Annotated in this window: 17 protein-coding genes; 12 read left to right on the top strand and 5 right to left on the bottom strand. The window is 66.0% G+C overall.

Going from position 1 to position 21,522, the window contains the following annotated elements:
- Positions 1-351 precede the first annotated feature (351 nt).
- Positions 352-1,077 carry a HugZ family protein gene (locus tag ACQR1X_RS05035; protein WP_434898600.1) on the bottom strand — a complete coding sequence of 242 codons (726 nt, stop codon included), beginning with the start codon at positions 1,075-1,077 and terminating at the stop codon, positions 352-354.
- Between the two features lie 217 nt (positions 1,078-1,294).
- Between ACQR1X_RS05035 and ACQR1X_RS05030 the strand changes: the two genes are divergently transcribed.
- The 5 genes from ACQR1X_RS05030 to ACQR1X_RS05010 all read left to right on the top strand — a co-directional run bounded on the left by ACQR1X_RS05030 (position 1,295) and on the right by ACQR1X_RS05010 (position 5,409).
- Positions 1,295-1,996, top strand: coding sequence for a response regulator transcription factor (locus ACQR1X_RS05030; protein WP_006611449.1), 702 nt, complete (start codon positions 1,295-1,297; stop codon positions 1,994-1,996).
- A 226-nt stretch (positions 1,997-2,222) separates the two neighbouring features.
- Positions 2,223-4,028 carry a stimulus-sensing domain-containing protein gene (locus tag ACQR1X_RS05025; protein ID WP_434838476.1) on the top strand — a complete coding sequence of 602 codons (1,806 nt, stop codon included), beginning with the start codon at positions 2,223-2,225 and terminating at the stop codon, positions 4,026-4,028.
- Positions 4,025-4,486 (top strand): HPr kinase/phosphorylase, encoded by a 462-nt coding sequence (locus tag ACQR1X_RS05020; protein WP_434846493.1) that lies wholly within the window; start codon positions 4,025-4,027, stop codon positions 4,484-4,486. The genes ACQR1X_RS05025 and ACQR1X_RS05020 overlap by 4 nt, the downstream gene beginning before the upstream one ends.
- Positions 4,487-4,681: 195 nt before the next feature.
- Positions 4,682-5,083, top strand: coding sequence for a PTS sugar transporter subunit IIA (locus ACQR1X_RS05015; RefSeq protein ID WP_006611446.1), 402 nt, complete (start codon positions 4,682-4,684; stop codon positions 5,081-5,083).
- Positions 5,080-5,409, top strand: coding sequence for an HPr family phosphocarrier protein (locus ACQR1X_RS05010; RefSeq protein ID WP_434846494.1), 330 nt, complete (start codon positions 5,080-5,082; stop codon positions 5,407-5,409). Before ACQR1X_RS05015 ends, ACQR1X_RS05010 begins: the two co-directional genes overlap by 4 nt.
- Before the next feature lie 60 nt (positions 5,410-5,469).
- On the opposite strand, the gene ACQR1X_RS05005 is transcribed toward ACQR1X_RS05010, so the two are convergent.
- Positions 5,470-7,074: a glycosyltransferase family 39 protein gene (locus tag ACQR1X_RS05005; protein ID WP_434898439.1), complete on the bottom strand. Its 1,605-nt coding sequence runs from the start codon at positions 7,072-7,074 to the stop codon at positions 5,470-5,472.
- Positions 7,075-7,190: 116 nt separating this feature from the next.
- Between ACQR1X_RS05005 and lepA the strand changes: the two genes are divergently transcribed.
- Both lepA and ACQR1X_RS04995 read left to right on the top strand, forming a co-directional pair.
- Entirely contained in the window at positions 7,191-9,002 is a 1,812-nt protein-coding gene (lepA, locus tag ACQR1X_RS05000; RefSeq protein WP_316183120.1) for a translation elongation factor 4, read from the top strand.
- 337 nt (positions 9,003-9,339) lie between these two features.
- The gene (locus ACQR1X_RS04995) at positions 9,340-11,307 is read left to right on the top strand and encodes a methyl-accepting chemotaxis protein (RefSeq protein WP_434893228.1); all 1,968 of its coding nucleotides are present in this window, start codon (positions 9,340-9,342) and stop codon (positions 11,305-11,307) included.
- A 186-nt stretch (positions 11,308-11,493) separates the two neighbouring features.
- Here the strand turns inward: ACQR1X_RS04995 and ACQR1X_RS04990 are convergent, their stop codons facing one another.
- Entirely contained in the window at positions 11,494-11,892 is a 399-nt protein-coding gene (locus tag ACQR1X_RS04990; RefSeq protein WP_434893229.1) for a rhodanese-like domain-containing protein, read from the bottom strand.
- 96 nt (positions 11,893-11,988) lie between these two features.
- On the opposite strand from ACQR1X_RS04990, the gene ftrA reads away from it, so the two are divergent.
- The gene (ftrA, locus tag ACQR1X_RS04985) at positions 11,989-13,020 is read left to right on the top strand and encodes a transcriptional regulator FtrA (protein WP_434893230.1); all 1,032 of its coding nucleotides are present in this window, start codon (positions 11,989-11,991) and stop codon (positions 13,018-13,020) included.
- On the opposite strand, the gene ACQR1X_RS04980 is transcribed toward ftrA, so the two are convergent.
- On the bottom strand, positions 12,994-15,207 hold the full coding sequence (locus ACQR1X_RS04980) for a putative bifunctional diguanylate cyclase/phosphodiesterase (RefSeq protein ID WP_434893231.1): 2,214 nt from the start codon (positions 15,205-15,207) through the stop codon (positions 12,994-12,996). The genes ftrA and ACQR1X_RS04980 overlap by 27 nt on opposite strands.
- 394 nt (positions 15,208-15,601) lie before the next feature.
- Here ACQR1X_RS04980 and mepA point away from each other — a divergent pair, with 394 nt between their 5' ends.
- Both mepA and ACQR1X_RS04970 read left to right on the top strand, forming a co-directional pair.
- Positions 15,602-16,543 carry a penicillin-insensitive murein endopeptidase gene (gene mepA / locus ACQR1X_RS04975; protein ID WP_316216777.1) on the top strand — a complete coding sequence of 314 codons (942 nt, stop codon included), beginning with the start codon at positions 15,602-15,604 and terminating at the stop codon, positions 16,541-16,543.
- Positions 16,544-16,732: 189 nt separating this feature from the next.
- Positions 16,733-17,251, top strand: coding sequence for a hypothetical protein (locus ACQR1X_RS04970; protein ID WP_315800512.1), 519 nt, complete (start codon positions 16,733-16,735; stop codon positions 17,249-17,251).
- 3 nt (positions 17,252-17,254) lie between these two features.
- Here the strand turns inward: ACQR1X_RS04970 and ACQR1X_RS04965 are convergent, their stop codons facing one another.
- Entirely contained in the window at positions 17,255-19,048 is a 1,794-nt protein-coding gene (locus ACQR1X_RS04965) for a potassium/proton antiporter (protein ID WP_434893232.1), read from the bottom strand.
- Positions 19,049-19,257: 209 nt separating this feature from the next.
- Between ACQR1X_RS04965 and ACQR1X_RS04960 the strand changes: the two genes are divergently transcribed.
- Both ACQR1X_RS04960 and map read left to right on the top strand, forming a co-directional pair.
- Positions 19,258-20,577 carry a mechanosensitive ion channel family protein gene (locus tag ACQR1X_RS04960; RefSeq protein WP_315800514.1) on the top strand — a complete coding sequence of 440 codons (1,320 nt, stop codon included), beginning with the start codon at positions 19,258-19,260 and terminating at the stop codon, positions 20,575-20,577.
- 98 nt (positions 20,578-20,675) lie between these two features.
- Positions 20,676-21,500 carry a type I methionyl aminopeptidase gene (gene map, locus ACQR1X_RS04955; protein WP_315800515.1) on the top strand — a complete coding sequence of 275 codons (825 nt, stop codon included), beginning with the start codon at positions 20,676-20,678 and terminating at the stop codon, positions 21,498-21,500.
- Positions 21,501-21,522: the final 22 nt, after the last annotated feature.

Genomic DNA, 21,522 nt, shown 5'->3' with positions numbered 1-21,522 from the left:
GACGACCGGGCATCCGGCAGCGGCTGTCGCAGCGCCTCGCGGAAACCGATCAAGGGAGGCCGCCCGAGCCGACGGAATGTGCCGGTGATCGGCCGTGTCGTCGCCACACCCGATCAGCCAGCTTCCCTTCACGATGGCCTCGCGCCTGCGGGATCACATCGTCCGATTCTCCCGGCCGCGACGTCAACGAGCTCACTCGCGCCCACGCCACGAAGTTTGCGCGACGCTCACCCTCTGCAGGACATGGAGCGCGCACATCGAGATTCACCACAAGCTGCCTTCATGCGTGAACTTCGCCGTCTTCCGTCACGGGAGATGAGCACAGTCATCAAAGTGGGCTCGAACTACACCTCACTTCGCGCGGGCCTCGTCAGCAAGCCGCACCAGCATCTTGCGCAACGCCCCGGGCGTGGTCACGCGCTCGGGAAACTCGAGCCGCAGCGTCCTGCCGTCGGCCATCAGATCCAATCCCTCCGGGTCACAGCCGCTACACCGCCACTCCGCTGCTTCGGCGCCGAGCAGCTTCGTCGCGTAGAGGGCGAGCGCCTCGCGGTGATCTTCGTTCATGTGATCGACGGCGCCCTGCTCTGCCAGAATCAGTTCGTCAGCAACGGATATATCCGTGAGAAACTGCTCCGGCTTGAGATCGACGATGCGGCCGAATCCGGCGACGAGATGCGCGCCTGACGGACGAATCACGAAGAACGAGAAGTCGGCGAATTCAGCATAGTCCGCAGCGGACGGATGCGCATTGAGATACCGACGGCGCAGCACCTCGCGATTGTCGTCGGTGGCCTGCTCGGCCCTGCCCGACAGCATGATGCGAGATCCCTCGAGCGGATCGCCCGGCGCGCGTTCATCGAGCATCAGCGACACGCGCGAATCGGCAAGTAGATTCCTGGTGTGCACAGCTAATCGCGAAATCAGGATGATCGGAGCACCATCGACCGCGGTGGCGACGTTGACGAGGGAGCAGTAGGGATCGCCAGAACCAACCATCAAGGTCGCAAGGGCGCCCTGCCGGCTTCGGCGCAGCAGGGAATGCGTGACGCGGTTAGGGTTAAAGCTCGCAGACATCGTCTTTCCCTCGTCCATCCAGTTGCAATGAAGGCCTTTTTTCGGCTAAACGGGCCACAAACCTGGGCACGGCACAAGACTTTGCCATGGTATTTGTGGAACTCGGTCACACTTCAGCCCAGCTTGCATTGCTCGTTGACCATGTTCGAAGCCCAAATACGCGGCCCTTATCTTGATTCTCGAAGTCTCGGCGTAACCAGACTCTGAAAGCAGGCTCATGCCCACAATCGCCTTGGTCGATGACGACCGCAACATTCTGACATCCGTCTCCATCGCGCTCGAGGCCGAGGGTTATCGGATCATGACCTATACCGATGGTGCGTCGGCGCTCGACGGTTTTCGGACCAGCCAGCCTGATCTCGCCATCCTCGACATCAAGATGCCGCGCATGGACGGCATGGAGACCCTGCGGCGGCTGCGCCAGAAGTCCGACCTGCCGGTGATCTTCCTCACCTCCAAGGACGAGGAGATCGACGAGCTGTTCGGCCTGAAGATGGGCGCGGACGACTTCATCCGCAAACCGTTCTCGCAGCGCCTGCTGGTGGAGCGCGTCAAGGCCGTGCTGCGCCGCTCGCAGCCCAAGGATCCGACGGCGCTGCCGAAGGAGAACGACGCCAAGGCGCTCGATCGCGGCCTGCTGCGCATGGATCCGGAGCGCCACACCTGCACCTGGAAGAACGAGCCGGTTACGCTGACCGTCACCGAGTTCCTGATCCTGCAGGCGCTGGCGCAGCGTCCGGGCGTGGTCAAGAGCCGCAATGCGCTGATGGACGCGGCCTATGACGACCAGGTCTATGTCGACGACCGCACCATCGACAGCCACATCAAGCGGCTGCGCAAGAAGTTCAAGATGGTCGACGAGGAGTTCGAGATGATCGAGACCCTCTACGGCGTCGGCTATCGCTTCAAGGAAACCTGAAGCCAAGGCCTGAAGCAGGGACCTGAAGCATTGCCTTGCGCGACGTCATGCGAAATTGCGCGCTGACGTCGCGGTCTCGATTGGATAGGCTACGCCTCCTGCGCGTTTGTCCGAGCGCAGATGCCGGAACGGGGCCATTGTTGCGGCGAATTCGGGTGCGGCAAGTCGAGTTCTCGCGGGAATTCGCCGCACAACCCCTACGAAATTCGGAATCGGAGCACTCACATTGCTCGATCGCACGCAGCTTGACCCAGCCGTGAATGGCCACGACGCCGCGGCGACGATCGCGTCCGACGCGGCTGAGGAGACCCCGAAGGTCTCCGGCTGGCAGCGTCCGCTGAGCTGGCTGCGCCGCGCCGGACAGTTCCTGTTCGCGCTGTCGTTCTCGAGCCTCACCCGCCGCATCGTCTCGCTGAACATCGCCGGCTTGCTCGCACTGGTTGCAAGCATTCTGTATCTGTCGCAGTTCCGCGCCGGCCTGATCGACGCGCGCGCGCAGAGTCTGCTGGTGCAGGCCGAGATCATCGCCGGCGCCATCGCCGCCTCGGCAACCGTGCAGACCAACACCATCACCATCGACCCCGAGCGCCTGCTCGATCTCAAGCCGGGCGAGAGCTACGGCGCGCCGGACGAATATTCGCCGCTCGATTTCCCGATCAATCCGGAACGCGTCGCGCCGGTGCTGCGCACGCTGATCTCGCCGACCAAGACGCGCGCGCGCATCTACGATCCGAATGGCGGGCTGCTGCTCGACAGCCGCAATCTGGAGAACGTGCTGCGGTTCGACCTGCCGCCGCCGTCGAGCGAGAAGCCCGGCTTCGTCGAGCGCGCGCTGATCTCGGTGCGCACCTGGCTCAACCGCGGCGACCTGCCGCTGTACCGCGAATACGGCCCCGAGAACGGCAACGGCTACGAGGAAGTCGCCGACGCCCTGAAGGGCCAGAAGCGCAGCATGGTCAGGGTCAACTCGCGCGGCGAAGTGATCGTCTCGGTCGCGGTGTCGGTGCAGCGCTCGCGCACCATCCACGGCGCCCTGATGCTGTCGACGCAGGGCGACGACATCGACCAGATGGTCACCGCCGAGCGGCTTGCCATTCTGAAGGTCGGCGGCGTCGCCTCCGCGGTGATGATCGTGCTGTCGCTCTTGCTCGCCAGCACGATCGCAGGTCCGGTGCGCCGGCTCGCCGACAGCGCCGAGCGCGTCCGCCGCCGCATCAAGACCCGCGTCGAGATCCCCGACTTCACCCGCCGCCGCGACGAGATCGGCCATCTCTCCGGCGCGCTGCGCGACATGACGGACGCGCTCTACAACCGCATCGAGGCGATCGAGATGTTCGCCGCCGACGTCGCCCACGAGCTCAAGAACCCGCTGACCTCGCTGCGCTCGGCGGTCGAGACCCTGCCGCTGGCGCGCAACGACAACAGCCGCGCCCGCCTGCTGGCCGTGATCGAGCACGACGTGAAGCGGCTCGACCGGCTGATCTCCGACATTTCCGACGCCAGCCGGCTCGATGCCGAGCTGCAGCGCCAGGACATGACCCTGGTCGATCTGCGCCGCCTGCTGAACACGCTGACCTCGGTCGCCAACGAGACCAAGCTCGGCACCGACGTCACCGTCGAGGTCCGCTTCGAGGGCCGCGGCGCCAACGACACCTTCTCGGTGCCCGGTCATGATTCGCGGCTCGGCCAGGTGATCTCCAACCTTCTGTCGAATGCGCAATCGTTCTCCGCCGCCGGCGGCAAGGTGCGCATCACCTGCCGGCGCGTGCGCTCGGAGATCGAGATCACCGTCGATGATGACGGTCCCGGCATTCGCGAGGACGCCCTGCAGCGCATCTTCGAGCGGTTCTATACGGACCGGCCGCACCAGGGCTTCGGCCAGAATTCCGGCCTGGGCCTGTCGATCTCCAAGCAGATCATCGACGCTCATGGCGGGCGGATCTGGGCCGAGAACCGGCCCGGCCCTGTCGACGCCGACGGACATCCGACCTCGGCCGGGGCTCGCTTCATCGTCCGGCTGCCGGCGTCGTGACGAACGAAACGGCGAGCATCCATGCATCTGCCGTCCAGGTGGGGGAGCAGGCCGTCCTGATCCGGGGTCCCTCCGGTTCCGGCAAATCCCGACTCGCCTTCGATCTGATCCTCGCCGGACGCGCGGGGCAGCTGCCGCCAACGATTCTGGTGGGCGACGACCGTGTTCATCTCGCCACACGCAGCGGGGAAATGTGGGTGAGCCCCGCGCCCGCCCTGGCCGGGCTGATCGAGATCCGCGGCCTTGGAATCCGCGCCTGCGACCATGTGTCGGAGGCGAAACTTGGGCTTGTGGTTGACCTGATGGCCGAGGACGCTGCCCGCCTGCCGAACGCCGAATCGCTTCGGATTCACCTCAACGGTATCGAATTGCCACGGATACCCGTGGGGCCGGGTTTTTCACCCTTCCCGATGGTTGTGGCGGCACTTATTACCACCCAGACTTTCATGTTCCGGTAATCTTTCGGCCGATTGTGTGGAGCAAATTGGTAACCATATCAGCCCCACTATCGCGACCGATTAGACCGCCGCCAGCTCCCATTCTGTATGCCAGAATCCGGGAGACTCGCGAATATGCCCCCTTGCGCGAGGGCTCCGGATGGTCAAAGTGGCGCGTTCGTGCGGTGCACCCAAGGCGCCCGCGAGGAGTATCCGATGATTGGCCTGGTACTGGTGACCCATGGGCGCCTCGCCGACGAGTTCAGGGCGGCGCTGGAACACGTCATGGGTCCTCAAAAACAAATCGAAGCGGTCACGATTGGCGCCGACGATGATTCCGATCTCTGTCGCAGCGACATCATCGAAGCCGTGAACCGCGTCGACACCGGCGACGGTGTCGCCATTCTCACCGACATGTTCGGCGGCACGCCGTCGAACCTCGCCATCTCCTGCATGAGCCGGCCCAAGGTCGAGGTGCTCGCCGGCATCAACCTGCCCATGCTGGTGAAGCTCGCCAAGGTGCGCGAGGAACGCTCGCTGCCCGACGCCATCGCCATGGCGCAGGAGGCGGGCCGCAAATACGTCACCATCGCCAGCCGCGTGCTCGCCGGCAAATGAGCGGCGAGGATGCTCCGCAGGACAACGTCGCCGGCCCGGCCGTCCCTGCCGGAGCCCTCTCGCGAGAGCTGCTGATCACCAACAAGCGCGGCCTGCATGCGCGGGCCTCGGCGAAATTCGTGCAGATGGTCGAGAAGTTCCAGGCCGAGGTCTGGGTGACGCGCGGCGGCGAGACCGTCGGCGGGCGCTCGATCATGGGCCTGATGATGCTGGCGGCGGCGCCGGGAACCAAGATCCTGGTCTCCGCCACCGGCCCCGAGGCCGACGCCGCGCTGCAGGCGATCACCGACCTGGTGAACGACAAGTTCCACGAAGAAGGCGTGTGACCACCTAGGATCGTCATTCCGGGGCGCGCGAAGCACGAACCCGGAATGACGTGCTCTGGGTTACCTGCCCGGTCCCTGAATATACACCTTCCAAACGATTGCAGGGCCCGCCTGGCCGTGGAAGAAGCGCTGGGTGGTCATCACCAGCGACTCGGCCTTCGGGGCCTCCTTGGCCATCCAGGCCTCGCAGGCCGCGATCCGGTTGTCGGTGGTGTCGCAGATGCCGATGAACCCCTCGCGCTCGAGGTCTTCCAGCGTGCTCAGGCCGGAACTCCAGGTTTCCTCCGCCGTGTAGGGCACGGTGAACGGCCGCGGGTGGTCCGGGCTGTAGAAGGTCATCGGCGTGTTCATCTCGGAAAAGCCGGCCACCAGCGGCCACGGCGAGCCGAATCGGGCGTGCCAGGCTTTGGTCAATTCCCGCGCCAGCTCCGAACGGGCGCCGTAGCCGGTGGCGCCGTTCGGATTGGCGGCCATCTCGCGCCGGGCAATCCAGGGCGAGGCGATCAGCGTGAGCAGCGACAGCACCAGCCAGACGGCGGCCAGCCGCGGCAGCATGACCGATCGCAGCCGCAGCGCGGGGATCGCGACCAGCGCCAGCGGCACCAGGAAGAACAGCGAGATGCCCCAATCGGTCTTCATGTAGATCGTGAAAGCGAGGCCGCCGAGCGGCGGCCCGACGGCAACGATCGCCTGCACCAGCCAGACGTTGATCGCCTGGCTCACATTCACGCCGGGATTGGGACCGCCGCGCCAGTTGCGGAAGGCGAAGCGCGGCGGCCAGGCCATCACCAGCGCCGCCAGCGCCAACGGCAAAGCCAGCAGCGCCAGATTGTGGCCGACATAGCCGAGCACGAGCTCGGCGGCCCGGCCCCGGTCCGACAGCGTATAGACATCCCCGGCATAGGTGATGGCGACGAAATCGACCCGCCACAGCCACACCAGATGTGGGATCATCGCCACCAGCATGGCGACGATCGCGACCCACGGCGCGGGCGACGCCAGGAAGCGCAGCCGTTCCGGGTGCAGCAGCGCGGCAAGGCCGATGGCGCCGATCATGGTCAGCACCCAATATTTGGTCATCAGCGCGGCCGCTCCGGCGAGGCCGAGCCACAGGCCGGAGGCGGCGCTGCGCTTTTCGAACGCGTTGAGATAGGCCAGCACCAGCAGCGGCAGGGTCAGCAGCTGCACCAGGTCGGCGTTGTACTTGAAGCCCTTGAAATTGAAGATCGGGTACAGCGCGACCATCACCATGACGAAGAAGGCGCGGCGGCGGTCGACCACCTTGAGGCTGGCGAGCCAGACGATGACGAGGCCGCTGCCGTTCACGGCCATCGCCAGCGCATAGGTCGCCCAGTCCTTGACCGGAAACACCGAGAACCACAGCCCGGCGATCCAGCCCGACAGTGGCGGATGCTTGCCGTAACCGAACAGGAAGCGGCTGCCCCAGGCATAGGCCTCGGCCACGTCCATGTGGACGTCCTGCGCCGCCTTCAGATTGGTCAGGATCGCGGTCCACAGCACGGCATGGACGACCACGAAGGCGATGACCACCCAGGCCGACGTTGCCGGCGCCGTGGCGCGCGCCACCAGCCAGGCGGAGATTCGCCGCGGTCCGAGACGGCCGCGCATGCGCGCCGCGAGAGGCGGAAGAGAGGTACTCGACATCCGCCCTCGGTAGCCTGTTTTCGGGCCACGGGGAATCAGCTTGGCGTGAAGAAAGGCCCTGGAAATTCAGCAATATGGTTGCTGGTTGGGGGCTCGGGATGCTATCTGCGCGACCCATGACGACCGTCCCCATTCCCAACATCCGCAACTTCTCCATCGTCGCCCATATCGACCATGGAAAGTCCACGCTCGCCGACCGCCTGATCCAGATGACGGGCGGCCTGTCGGACCGCGAGATGGCGGGCAAGGAACAGGTGCTCGATTCGATGGATATCGAGCGCGAGCGCGGCATCACCATCAAGGCGCAGACCGTGCGCCTGCAGTACCGCGCCAAGGACGGCAAGGACTACATCTTCAACCTGATGGACACGCCCGGCCACGTCGACTTCGCCTACGAGGTGTCGCGGTCGCTCGCCGCCTGCGAAGGCTCGCTGCTGGTGGTCGACGCCAGCCAGGGCGTCGAGGCGCAGACGCTCGCCAACGTCTACCAGGCGCTCGACAACAACCACGAGATCGTTCCGGTCCTCAACAAGATCGACCTGCCGGCCGCCGAGCCCGAGAAGATCAAGCAGCAGATCGAGGACGTCATCGGCATCGACGCCTCCGACGCGGTGATGATCTCGGCCAAGACCGGCCTCGGGATTCCCGACGTGCTGGAGGCGATCGTCACCCGGCTGCCGCCGCCGAAGGGCGACCGCGATGCGACCCTGAAGGCGCTCTTGGTCGACAGCTGGTACGACGTCTATCTCGGCGTCGTCGTTCTCGTGCGCATCGTCGACGGCGTCATGAAGAAGGGCCAGCGCGTCCGGATGATGGGCACCGGGGCCGCCTATGACGTCGAGCGCGTCGGCTTCTTCACGCCAAAGATGCAGCAGGTCGATGAGCTTGGGCCCGGCGAGATTGGCTTCATCACCGCCGCGATCAAGGAGGTGGCCGACACCCGTGTCGGCGACACCATCACCGACGACCGCAAGCCGGTCTCAGAGATGCTGCCGGGCTTCAAGCCGGCCATCCCGGTCGTATTCTGCGGCCTGTTCCCGGTCGACGCCGACGATTTCGAGACGCTTCGCGCAGCGATGGGCAAGCTCCGGCTCAACGACGCTAGCTTCTCGTTCGAGATGGAGACATCCGCCGCGCTCGGCTTCGGCTTCCGCTGCGGCTTCCTTGGCCTGTTGCACCTCGAGATCATCCAGGAGCGGCTGTCGCGCGAGTTCGATCTCAACCTGATCGCCACGGCGCCGAGCGTCATCTACAAGATGAAGCTGACGGACGGCGAGGAGATCGAGATCCACAACCCCGTGGACATGCCCGACGTGGTCAAGATCGCCGAGATCCAGGAGCCCTGGATCGAGGCCACGATCCTGACACCGGACGAATATCTCGGCAGCGTGCTGAAGCTGTGCCAGGACCGCCGCGGCAATCAGAAGGAGCTCACCTACGTGGGCGCCCGTGCGATGGTCAAATACGACCTGCCGCTGAACGAGGTCGTGTTCGATTTCTACGACCGGCTGAAATCGGTCTCCAAGGGCTACGCCTCGTTCGACTATCATTTGACCGACTACAAGCCGGCCGACCTCGTCAAGATGCAGATCCTCGTCAACAACGAGCCGGTCGATGCGCTGTCGATGCTGGTGCACAGGACCCGCGCCGAAGGGCGCGGCCGCGCCATGGTCGAGAAGATGAAGGACCTGATCCCGCCGCACATGTTCCAGATCCCGATCCAGGCGGCGATCGGCGGCAAGGTGATCGCGCGCGAGACCGTGCGCGCGCTGCGCAAGGACGTCACCGCCAAGTGCTACGGCGGCGACATCACGCGCAAAAGGAAGCTTCTGGAGAAGCAGAAGGAAGGCAAGAAGAAGATGCGGCAGTTCGGCAAGGTCGACATCCCGCAGGAAGCCTTCATCGCCGCGCTCAAGGTCGACAGCTGAGGGCGGATCGCCGCCCGCTCGATCGACCGCAGGGCTATCGCCCATAGACCGGCTGGGCAGTCGCGACGAGCCATCCTGCCAATTAGTTACTCCGTCATGGCCGGGCTTGTCCCGGGCATCCACGTGGTTGTCAGCGTGCCGAACGACGGGGATGGCCGGGACAAGCCCGGCCATGACGACGTCGTGACGGAAGACCACGACACCCCGATCGTCCAATGCGATCGACGGGAACGCGGAACGTGGGACGCCCTCGGCTGAATCGGTGTTCCCGTACAACTACGGTATCTGTTCCTTAATGGTATTCTGGGACCCTTGCTGCAAAGCAAGGAATGCCCCAATGTCCCGCCTCCGATCGATCTCCGCCCGCCTGATCATCGCGCTCTCGCTCACCGTCGCCATCGCCTGTGCCGTGCTCGGCACCTTCTCCGTCATCCAGCAGCGCGCCCTGACCCGACTGGCGCTGGAGCAGCAGTTGAAGCTGCAGTTCGACAGCGTGTCGGCCGGCATCGACTATGAAGGCCGCGCCGCGCTGGCGGTGAGCTCCACCCTGGCGGCGCTGCCGCCGATCGCCGATGCCTATCTCAAGGGTGACCGCGACGCGCTCGGCGCCCTGCTCGGCGGCGCCATGACGTCGCTGAAGGCGCAAGGCATTCCGCTGGTGAACGTATGGGCGCCGCCGGCCACCAATTTCTATCGCGTGCATGAGCCGAAGGTGTTCGGCGACGACACCTCGAAGCGCCGCATCACGGTGGTGCAGGCCAACCAGACCGGCCGCCTGATCGCCGGCGTCGAGCAGAGCCGGCTGTCGCTCGGCATCTTCGGCATGACCCCGATCGTGCGCGACGGCAAGGTGATCGCGACCGTCGACGTCGGCGCCGCCTTCGGCAAGGAATTCGTCGAGCGCGCCAAGCAGCGCTTCGGCATCGATCTCGCCGTCTACTGGATCAACGACGGCCAGCCGAAGCGGCTGTCCTCGACGTTCGGCGACGAGACCGTCGCCACCCCGGACGAGGTGCTCGCAGTGTTCAAGGGCACGGCGCTGCTGCGCGATGCCACCCTGGCCGGCAAGCCCGCGGCCGTCTATGCCGGCCAGATCAGGAACTACGCCGGCGACCCGATCGCCGTGCTCGAGCTGATCAAGGACACCACGGCTTACGAGGCCGCCGCCGCCAGCGCGCAGCAGCAGCTGATCATCGGCACGGTCGTGATCCTGCTGCTCGCCGTCATCGTCGCGCTGTTCGTCGCCCGCGGCATCTCGCGTCCGCTGGTCGCGATCACTGCCGTCATGCACCGGCTGTCGAGCGGCGACACCGAGGTCGCGATCCCCGGCGGCCAGCGCAAGGATGAGCTCGGCACGATGGCGCAGGCGGTCGACGTGTTCCGCCGCAACATGATCGAGACGGCCAGCCTGCGCGAGTCGCAGGAGGCGACGCAACACCGCGCCGAGCAGGAGAAGCAGGCGCTACAGCGACAGATGGCCGACCGGTTCGAGGCCGACGTCAAGGGCGTCGTGTCCTCGGTCGCCAAGGCGACGGCGGACATGGAGCGCGTCGTCCACGAGATCACGGTCAGCGTCAACGGCACCTCGCAGCGCACGGCGGCCGCGGCGGCGGCGTCCGAGGAAGCTTCCAGCGGCGTATCGACCGTCGCCGCGGCCTCGGAGGAGCTCGCCTCCTCGGTGACCGAGATCGGCCGCCAGGTCGCGCATTCCAGCAAGGTCGCCGACGGCGCCGTGATCAAGGCGCGGCAGACCACCGAGATGGTCGAGAGCCTCGCCGCCGCCGCCGAGCGGATCGGCGACGTGCTGCGCCTGATCGACGCGATCGCGAGCCAGACCAACCTGCTGGCGCTCAACGCCACGATCGAGGCGGCGCGTGCCGGCGAGGCGGGCCGCGGCTTCGCGGTCGTGGCAGCCGAGGTCAAGGAGCTGGCCGGACAGACCGCCAAGGCGACCGAGGAGATCGCCGGCCAGGTCAGCTCGATCCAGGCCGCGACGTCCGACTGCGTCAGCGCCATCGGTGGCATCAGCGGCACGATCCAGGAGATCAGCGGCATTGCCGCGACCATCGCCGCCGCCGTCGAGCAGCAGGGCTCGGCGACGCGCGAGATCGCGCGCAGCGTCCAGCAGGCAGCGTCCGGCACCAACGAGGTGTCGCAGAACGTCGTCGGCGCCAGCGACGCGGCCGAGCAGTCGCGCCAGCTCGCCGATCACGTCATGGTCGCGACGCGCGACCTCGGCAAGCGTGCGAACGACCTGTTCAAGAGCGTCGACACCTTCCTCGCCGGCTTGCGCAAGGCGGCGTAGTGATAGTTGCCGACGCTGCGCCCCCGAAAACCGGTGTCGTCCCGGCCCCTTGAGCCGGGATCCATAGCCACCGGCTGGCGTGAGGCAGACAACTGCCAGCCCCCGTCCCTCGATAGCTCCCGCGGTATGGATCCCGGCGTTCGCCGGGACGACACGGAGGATGGCGTAAGAACCGGGTGCTCAGGTTCAATCGCCGGCCGTGAGCGCAAAGCCCTCGTCGAGCCAGCCGGTGATGCCGCCGATCATCATCTTCACGGGCCGTCCCTGCCGCGCAAGCCGGATCGCGGCGCGGTTGGCGCCGTTGCAGTGCGGGCCGGCGCAGTAGACCACGAACAGCCTGTGGTTCGCGTACTCGGCCATCCGCTCCGCGGTCATGGTCCGGTGCGGGATGTTGATGGCGCCGGGGATATGCCCCCTGGCAAACGAGGCCGGGCCCCTGACATCCACCAGGATGAAGTCCGGAGCTGCTGCATGCAGACTCTCGTGCACGTCCCAGCAATCGGTCTCGAAGGAGAGCATCGCCTCGAAATGGGCGAGCGCCTGGGCTGACGGGGCTGCGGGCACCTCGGTGACATGGGTCGTCATCGTCTCTCTCCTGCGACGTTGCGTGAGCTCCAATCTCGCGCGCTACGCCGGGCGACCCAAGTGACGGATCGGACAAAGTCCGGTAGGTTTCCGCCAATGCAGTCAGCCGCAGCCAGCAGCCCTCCGCACGATCCCGGCCTCGTCGCGGTCATCGCCTATGACGGGCTGTGCACGTTCGAGTTCGGCATCGCGGTCGAAGTCTTCGGGCTGCCACGGCCAGAGTTCGATTTCCCGTGGTACCGGTTCAAGGTGGTTTCGGCCGAGGGACGAAGGTCACGCGCCATCGGCGGCATCGTGGTGGAGGCCGGCGCGCCGCTTGCGCGGCTGAAGGATGCCAGCACGATCATCGTGCCGGGGTGGCGCGATCGCAATGAGCGGCCGCTGGAGCGCCTGCTGCGCGCCATCGCGCAGGCGGCGGCGCGCGGGGCGCGGTGCCTGTCGATCTGCTCGGGCGTGTTCGTTCTGGCGGCGGCAGGGCTGCTCGACGGCAGGCGCGCCACCACGCATTGGCGGCACATCCCCGACCTGAAGCGACTCTATCCGAATATTCGCATCGAGGAGGACACGCTCTACGTCGACGAGGGCAATGTCGTCACCTCGGCCGGCAGCGCGGCGGGCATCGACGCCTGCCTGCATCTGGTCCGGCGCGACTTCGGCAGCAAGGTTGCGAACAGCGTTGCCCGGCGGCTGGTGATGCCGCCGCACCGGGACGGCGGGCAGGCGCAATACGTCGTCGCCCCGATCCAGATCCGCCCGGGACGGACGATCGGCGACGTCATGGATTGGGCACGCGCGCGACTGGCGCAGCCGATCGCGATCAGTGCGATGGCCAAGCGCGCCGGGATGAGCGAGCGATCCTTGCTACGATCTTTCAAGGACAGCACGGGCGCCGGCCCCGCGGCCTGGCTGCAGCAGGAGCGCATGGCGCGGGCGCGGGAGCTGCTGGAGAACGCGACGCTTTCCCTGGCGGACGTCGCGGCGCAGTGCGGCTACCGGTCGCTCGAAACCTTTCGCGTCGCTTTCCGGCGCATCGTCGGAACATCACCCGCGGCTTATCGGCGGCGCTTCGAGGCGCGTCCAACTGCGGCCAGCGTCGCTCGCTCAAGCCACCAGCGCGTTGCCGGGTGAGGCGCCGTCCATGGCGTCCCGCTGCGCCTGCAACAGCCGGACGATGTCGGCATTGGGCCGGGGCCGGCTGAACAGATAGCCCTGCCCTTCATGGCAGCCCTCGGCGCGCAGACAGCGCAGCTCCGCCTCCGTCTCGACGCCCTCGGCCGTGATCGTCACGCCGAGCCCCTTGCCGAGGCTGACGATCGAGCGGACGATCGCCTGCGCCTCGCGATTGGCGGCGAGACCGCGGATGAAGGACTGATCGACCTTGATCTTGTCGAACGGAAAGCTGCGCAGATAGCTCAGGCTGGAATAGCCGGTGCCGAAATCGTCCATCGAAATGCGGACGCCCAGCGCGCGCAACGCATGCAGGGTGGCCAGCACCTGGCCGCTCTTCTCCAGCACCAGCGTCTCGGTGATCTCGAGCTCGAGCCGGCTCGCCGGCAGGCCCGACTGCTTGAGCACGTCCATCACCAGCGACAGCACATTGCCGACGCGGAACTGCAGCGGCGACATGTTCACGGCGACACGGACGTCGTCCGGCCATTTCGCCGCGTCGTTGCAGGCCTGGCGCAACATCGCGCGGCCAAGCGCCGAGATCAGGCCGGTCTCCTCGGCGACCGGGATGAACTCCGACGGCGGGATCATGCCGCGCTCGGGATGCGGCCAGCGCGCCAGCGCCTCGAAGCCGGTGATGCGTCCGGTCGAGAGGTCGATCAGCGGCTGATAATGCGGCTGTAGCACGTCGCGCTGGATGGCCTCGCGCAGCTCGGATTCGATCTTGCGCCGGCTCTGCGCCCGCGCATCCATGCCGGATTCGAAATAGCTGAAGGTGCCGCGCGTCTCGTTCTTGGCGCGCGACAGCGCCATGTCGGCATTCTTGAGCAGCTTCTCGGCGTCGTCGCCGTCGTTCGGCGCCATGGCGATGCCGATCGTGGCGCCGATCGTCACCGAGCTGCCGTCGATGAGATAGGGATCGGCGATCGCCTCCAGCAGCCGGCGGCAGAGCTGGGCCGCATCCTCCGGCCGCGCCTGCCCTCCCTGCACCACCGCGAACTCGTCGGAGTTCAGTCGCGCGACGATGTCCTCCTGACGCAGGACCGAGCGCAGCCGCTTGCCGACCCCGCGCAACAGCCGGTCGCCGACCGCGTGGCCGAGGGTATCGTTGATCGACTTGAAATTATCGAGGCCAAGCACCAGCACAGCGATCTTCTCGGAGCCGCGCCGCATCTGGGAAAGCTTGTCATCGATCTTCTGGCGCAGCAGGTTGCGGCTCGGCAGGCCGGTCAGTGCGTCGTGCTGGGCGAGGAAGGCGAGCCGCGCCTCGGCGCGCTTGCGCTCGGTGATGTCCATCAGCGCCAGCAGCACCGCGGGCTGGGCGTTGTGGACAAGATGGCGCGAATAGATCGCGAGATCGATCAGGGCGCCATCGGCGCGGACATGCTTCCAGGTGCGCGCCGCCTGCTCCTCGCTGGACTGCTCGCCTGCCCAGGGCGGCTCGCTGTCATAGGCCTGCAGGCTGCGGATGCTGAGCCGCTCGAAGGCGTCCCGGCTATAGCCGTAATGCTGGGCCGCCGCTTCGTTGACGCCGAGCACGCGCCCATCATCCGTCGCGCAGACGATCATCGGCACCGGATTGCCGTCGAACAGCAGGCGGAACGACTCCTCGCGCTGCTTCAATTCGGTAATGTCGACGCGCAGGCCAACGATGCCGCCATCGCCGGTCAGACGCTCCTCGATCAGGATGGTGCGGCCGTCCGACAGCTTCTGCTCGTGGCGGCCGCTCGGATGAAACAGCTTTTCGAGCCGTTCGGCGATCCACTCCTCCTCGCGGCCGGCGGCTTCCGGATAGTCGCCGCGGGCAACGCCGATCCGGATCGTGTCCTGCAGCCGGGCGCCGGATTCGAACAGGTCCGAGCTGCGGTTGTAGATTTCGGCGTATTTCTTGTTCCAGAGGATGTAACGGCCGTCGGCGTCGAGGAACACGATCCCCTCGGGAAGAAGGTCGATCGCTTCGATCAGCCGATCATGCGCCTTCTTCGCCTCCGCCATCGCCATTTCGGCGCACTTGCTCCCATCGCCAGGGCCAAGCTTGCGCAGGTTGTGCCGCCGCAATTTCGGGCTTGGCTTGACCGGGTGAACTGCATCGCGGGCGCTTGGCACGCGATTGCGCTTTTTTGCCGTGGGTGGCCGAACGGGCCGCATCGCGTGCCTCACTCTCCTTCTCAAAAGGCAGTTTTCAGCCACGTTTCTGAAAAAATGGTATCTTGATGCAGAACACGACAGCCATTGGTTACGGGAATAGGGAGATGCACTCGCGTATTTGGAGAGTTGAGCCTTGCGCCGAGGATCAACCAAGGGCTGCGGTACAACCAGCGATATGTGACGTCGGTTGCCACCGGCCAGAAAAGACCCGCATACCGTGCAGTGGCCTTGCGCTTATTGTTCATTTACCGAACGAACTCACGCAATTGAACCGAGTTCAGCCAGTTCCGCCAATCCGGCAGCAGGGTTAGAGCCAGGTTAAAATAGCTTGAATGACCTGCTGTTGACGTAGAATTGGGCAACTCGGCCGGTCGGCAAACGCTACACTGGCTTCATGCATGTCCGCCTGATTCTGGTCGCCATCATCAGTTCGGCCGTCATTGCCGCGGCGACCCCGGCCCATGCCCAGGACAAGGGCAGCGTCGAGCCAAAGGCCCTGCCGCCATTGGCGCATCCGGACGATCCGAATACGCCGGCCAAGGAGCTGTTCGCTCGCAGGATCCTGCCGTCGGCGCAACCGACCAAGGTGATTGGAACCTACAATCGCGGCTGCATCGCCGGCGCCGAGCGAATGCCGATCAATGGCGAGGGCTGGCAGGTGATGCGGCTGTCGCGCAACCGCAATTTCGGCCATCCCAACCTGATCGCGCTGCTGAAGCGGCTGGCGACCCGCGCGCACAAGGATGCTGGCTGGCCCGGCATCCTGGTCGGCGATATCGGCCAGCCGCGCGGCGGTCCGGCGCTGAGCGGCCATGCCAGCCATCAGATCGGGCTCGACGCCGACATCTGGCTGACGCCGATGCCCGACCACAGGCTGTCGCGCAACGAGCGCGAGGAGATGTCGGCGGTCATGATGGTTCGGCCCGATCGCCTCGATGTCGATCCGCGCGTGTTCACGAAGGGCCACCTCGCCGTGATCCGGGCCGCCGCCCAGGAGCCGTCGGTGCAGCGCATCTTCGTCAACGCCGCGATCAAGAAGGCGCTGTGCCGGGACGCCAGGGGCGACCGCAGCTGGCTCACCAAGGTGCGGCCGTGGTGGGGACACGACTATCACTTCCACATCCGCATGGTGTGCCCGCCGGGCAACCCGGACTGCCACGGCCAGACCAACCAGGAGGGCGGCGATGGCTGCGGCGACCTCGACTATTGGTTCTCGGACGCGGTGCTGCATCCGCTGCCGCCGAAAGAGCCACCCAAGCCGCCGCAACCGATTACGATGGCGCAACTGCCGCCTGGCTGCCGAGCGGTGCTGCATGCGCCGGACGCCAAGAATTGATTCAGCGACGGCTGACGCGGCGCAGGAATCGCAGTAAGGCTGAATCGCAGTAAGGCTGGATTGCTTTAGAATGACATCGTTCGCGCCGTGAGCGCGACGATCGAAGGGGATGACGGTCCCTCCACCTCCTGTTATCGCGGTATCGAAATGCCGCGCGCCGCTGCGCGGCGCAACAGTCGCGAGTCCGTCATGATCCTGATCCGTCCCGCCACGACTGCCTTCCTCCTCACGCTGGCCGCGAGCTCGGCTGCGGTTGCCGCCGAACCGAGCGGCTGCGACAAATTCAAATGGGACATCGCGCGCGAGCGTGCCGCTCTGACCGCGGCCAACCGCGAGAAGCTGGTATCGGGCGCCGAGATCGCCGCCATCCCGGCCACCGGCATGGTGCTGGAGCTGCGTCCGACGGCCGAGGCCAGGCTGGCGATGCCACCGGAACGCGCGCCCAAGGACGGCACCTTCGCCGGCCTCACGCGGATCACCGCAGCGCCCAAGGCGGGCGTGTACACGATCAGCCTGTCGGCCGCGGCCTGGATCGACGTCGTGCAGGACGGCAAGATCCTCAAACCCGCCGGCTTCAGCGGCGCCACCGATTGCGACGGCATCCGCAAGACCCTGAAGTACGAGCTGGGATCGCATCCCCTGGTGTTGCAGGTCAGCGGCGCGCCGGACAATGCGATTTCGATCGCGGTCCTGCCCGCGGCAGAGTGACGCTCACACTCCCGCAACCGACGACCAGACTTCGGCCAGTCTGCGCTTCATCCGCTCTTTGCGCGTCAGCACCGGCACCTCTTCTTCGTCCTCCGGCAGGCGCAGGCCGACCACGTTGACGCGGCCGCCGGAGATCGAGCGGGCGACCAGCACGATGGTGTCGAGCGCCACGGTCGCGCCTTCCTTCGGCGCGTTGTCGAGGTGAATGTCGAAATAGTCGGCCAGCGTCAGCTTGTCCTCGCCCTCGCCGAGCTTGACGCCATAGATGCCGGCGACCTCGTCGAGCGTATGCTCGGCCGAGACCATGAAGTCGCCGAGCAGATGCGGGTCGGGCGCCGCCGACGGCGGCATGTCGACGAAGAAGCGGTCGAGCGACTCGGCCTTTTCCGGCGGCGCCAGCAGATAGAGGTAGTCACCCGGCGCGATCGGCTCGGCCTCGGGCGGCGACAGGATCTGCTGGTTGCGGATCACCAGGGTCGGCTTCGACCAGGACGGGATCAGGCCGCGGCGGAAGTACAGGCTCTTGGAGCGGATCGAATAGCCGACCAATTGCTGCTCGAGCTGGCCGGGCAGATCGAGCTCGATGCGGCGCGGGCCGCGATCGGTGCGCGGCAGCGCCACGTGCAGCTTGCGCGCGGCAATGCCGAGCGTCCAGCCCTGCGCCAGCAGCGAGATGATCACCACCACGAACGCGACGTCGAAATAGAGATAGGCGTTGGACAGGCCGACCAGCAGCGGGATCGAGGCCAGGAAGATCGCGACCGCGCCGCGCAGGCCGGTCCAGGCGATGAACGCCTTCTCCCGCCAGTTGAACCGGAACGGATAGAGGCAGAGAAACACCGCGACGGGTCGCGCCACCAGCATCAGCATCAGCGCGACGGCAATCGCCGGCAGCAGGCTGTCGAGCAGCCGCTGCGGCGACACCAGCAGCCCAAGCAGCACGAACATCACGATCTGGGCAAGCCAGGTCGCGGCATCGAGGAAGGTGACGACAGAGTTGTGCGCCCGCGTCGGCCGGTTGCCGACGATCAGGCCGGCGAGATAGACCGCGAGGAAGCCGGAGCCGTGGGCGATCTGCGCCATGCCGAAGATGACCAGCGCAGCGGTGGTCACGAACGGCGCGTGCAGCCCCTGCGGCAGCGAGACCCGGTTGAGGCCGATGACGACGAGGCGGCCGCCGACGATGCCGAACAGCGTGCCGAGCACGGCCTCGCGGACCAGCTCGAACACGAAATGTCCGATACTGCCGTGGCCGACCGAGATCAGCTCGACCAGCATCAGGGTCAGGAACACCGCGAACGGATCGTTGCTGCCGGATTCCGCCTCCAGCGTGGCGCCGACGCGCGGGCGCAGCCGCAGGCCCTGGGCGTGGACCAGCAGGAACACGGCCGCCGCATCCGTCGAGGCAATGACGGCGCCGACCAGCGTCGCCTCGGTCCAGCCGAGGTCGAGGGCATATTTCGCCACCGGTGCGGTGATGAAGGCGGTCATCAGCACGCCGACGGTCGCAAGCATCATCGAGGGCGCCAGCACGGTGCGGATGCTCTGGAAACGCGTGCGCAGGCCGCCGTCGAACAGGATCAGCGCCAGCGCGACGGATCCCACCAGATAGGTGGTACGGACGTCCTGAAACTCGATATGACCAGGGCCGGAATCGCCCGCCAGCATGCCGATCACCAGGAACACCAGCAGCAGCGGTGCGCCAAAGCGCAGCGCCAGCAGGCTCGACAGGATGCCGGCCATGACGAGGACCGCACCGAGGAGGATTGCAATGCTGACGGCGTCGAGGGATGTCATGAAAAAACGTTGATGAATCCGAGTTTTACATCCTTATCGTCGCCACACTTGCACGCCAACCGGATTTGCTCTTATCGCGGCGATATGCCCATTTTTCCATCCTTGCCCGCGTTCGGGGTATATTTCGCGGCAATCGCCCGTGACGAAAACGAACTAAATCCCGCTGATCCGGCCAACCCGCGCCCCTGTTCCCCTCCGAGACCCCGCTGATGGACCTCGACCTGAAAGACGTTCTCGAATTCCTGCAGACCGTTGGCCGCTCGATCGGCGCCGAGGTCACTTCGCCGTGGTTCTATCTTCAGCTCGGGCTGGTGCTGAGCGGCGCCGGCATCGCCTTTGCCGCCAGCGCTGCCGTGCGCGCCCGCATCGACATGACCTCGCTGGCGATGGGCTGGCCGGGCCCGCTGCGCCAGCTGCTGCGGGTGCTGCTGGAAAGCGTCACCACGGTCGTGTTCGTGATCCTGATGCGGATCGCCCGCACCGGCATGTTGCTGTGGACCTGGCCGAGCCGCAGCTACCTGCTCGCCGTCGCGCTCAAGCTGGCGCTGGCCTGGCTGGTGATCCGGCTGATCACTTCGGTGATCCGCAGCACCTTCATCGTGCAGATCGTGTCGATCTCGGCCTGGCTGGTCGCCGCGCTCAGCATCATCGGCCAGCTCGACAATGTGGTCGACGCGCTCGATTCCATCTCGGTCGTGCTCGGCGGCCTCAGGCTGACGCCGCTGCTGGTGATCAAGCTCGGCGTGCTGCTGCTCGCGGTGCTGTGGCTGACCAACGTCGCCAGCAATTTCGTCGAGAGCCGTATCACGCGTTCGACCGACCTGACACCGTCGATCCAGGTGCTCCTGATCAAGATGGTCCGCATGGGCCTGATGATCCTCGGTGTTGCGATTGCGATCAGTGCGGTCGGCATCAACCTGTCGGCGCTCGCGATCTTCTCCGGCGCCGCCGGTGTCGGTATCGGCCTCGGCCTGCAGCGCATCGTCGCCAATTTCGTCGCGGGCATCATCCTGCTGGCTGACAAATCGGTGAAGCCGGGCGATCTCGTAACCATCGGCGACAGCTCGGGGCGCATCAGCGCGATGAACACGCGCTACATCTCTGTCGCCGCCGGCGACGGCCGCGAGTTCCTGATCCCGAACGAGGATCTTGTCACCCAGAAGGTGACCAACTGGACCTACACCGACAAGAACACGCTCGTGAAGGTCAATTTCGGCACCAACTACGACGCCGATCCCCGCGTCGTCTGCAAGCTCGCCACCGAGATCGCGGCCGAGACGCCGCGCACCTTGAAATCGAAGGCGCCGAACTGCCTGCTGACCGAGTTCACCGAGGCCGGCATGAAGTTCTCGCTGACCACATGGATCGCCGATCCCAGCTACATGGACAGCGTCAAGAGCGAGGTGATGCTGGCGCTGTGGGAGGCCTTCAAGCGCGAGGGCATCAGGGTGCCGTATCCGGTGCGAGAGCTTCGCGTTCGCGGCGGCGCGCTGCCGGTCGAGACCACGCTCGAGGTGCCGACCGGCTAGGGCGGCAGATTCAACCGTACAGACCCGGCTTGCACCGGGCGGCACGATCATTAAATTAGACGATCACCCCGCGACATGTTCGAGAACGAAACAGGCCCATGAACTATATCGAAGCGACCGACGCCGCTGCGCGCAAGAACGGCCAGATCAAGCTGCACGGCCCGAGCGGCTTTGCCGGCATGCGCAAGGCCGGCGCGCTGGTGTCGAAGTGCCTCGATGCGCTCACCGACATCGTCAAGCCGGGCGTGCCGACCTCTCGGATCGACGATTTCGTTCGCGACTTCGCCTTCAGCCATGGCGCCTATCCGGCGACGCTGATGTATCGGGGCTATCGCTACTCGACCTGCACGTCGATCAACCACGTGGTCTGCCACGGCATGCCGAACGACCGGCCGCTGAAGGAAGGCGACATCATCAATGTCGACGTCACCTTCATCGTCGACGGCTGGTACGGCGATTCGAGCCGCATGTATGCGATCGGGCCGATCGCGCGCAAGGCCGAGCGGCTGATCGAGGTGACCTACGAATCGATGATGCGCGGCATCGCCGCGGTGAAGCCCGGCGCCACCACCGGCGACATCGGCCATGCGATCCAGAGCTTCGTCGAGCCGCAGGGCATGAGCGTGGTGCGTGACTTCTGCGGCCATGGCCTCGGCCGGCTGTTCCACGACGAGCCGAACATCATCCATGTCGGCCGTCCCGGCGAGGGCGTGCTGCTGAAGCCCGGCATGTTCTTCACCATCGAGCCGATGATCAATCTCGGCAAGCCGCATGTGAAGATCCTGTCCGACGGCTGGACCGCCGTCACGCGCGACCGCTCGCTGTCGGCACAGTTCGAGCACTCGGTCGGCGTCACCAATGACGGCGTCGAGATCTTCACGCTCTCGGAGCGCCATGGCGAGAAGCCGCTGACGCAGGTGTGAGCGGGCTGCCTGGCCCAATGGT

The organism is Bradyrhizobium sp. HKCCYLRH3073 (genome assembly GCF_051167995.1).
Taxonomy (GTDB): Bacteria; Pseudomonadota; Alphaproteobacteria; order Rhizobiales; family Xanthobacteraceae; genus Bradyrhizobium.
The sequence above is the reverse complement of the archived record's forward strand: the minus strand, read 5'-3'. Positions and strand labels throughout refer to the sequence as shown.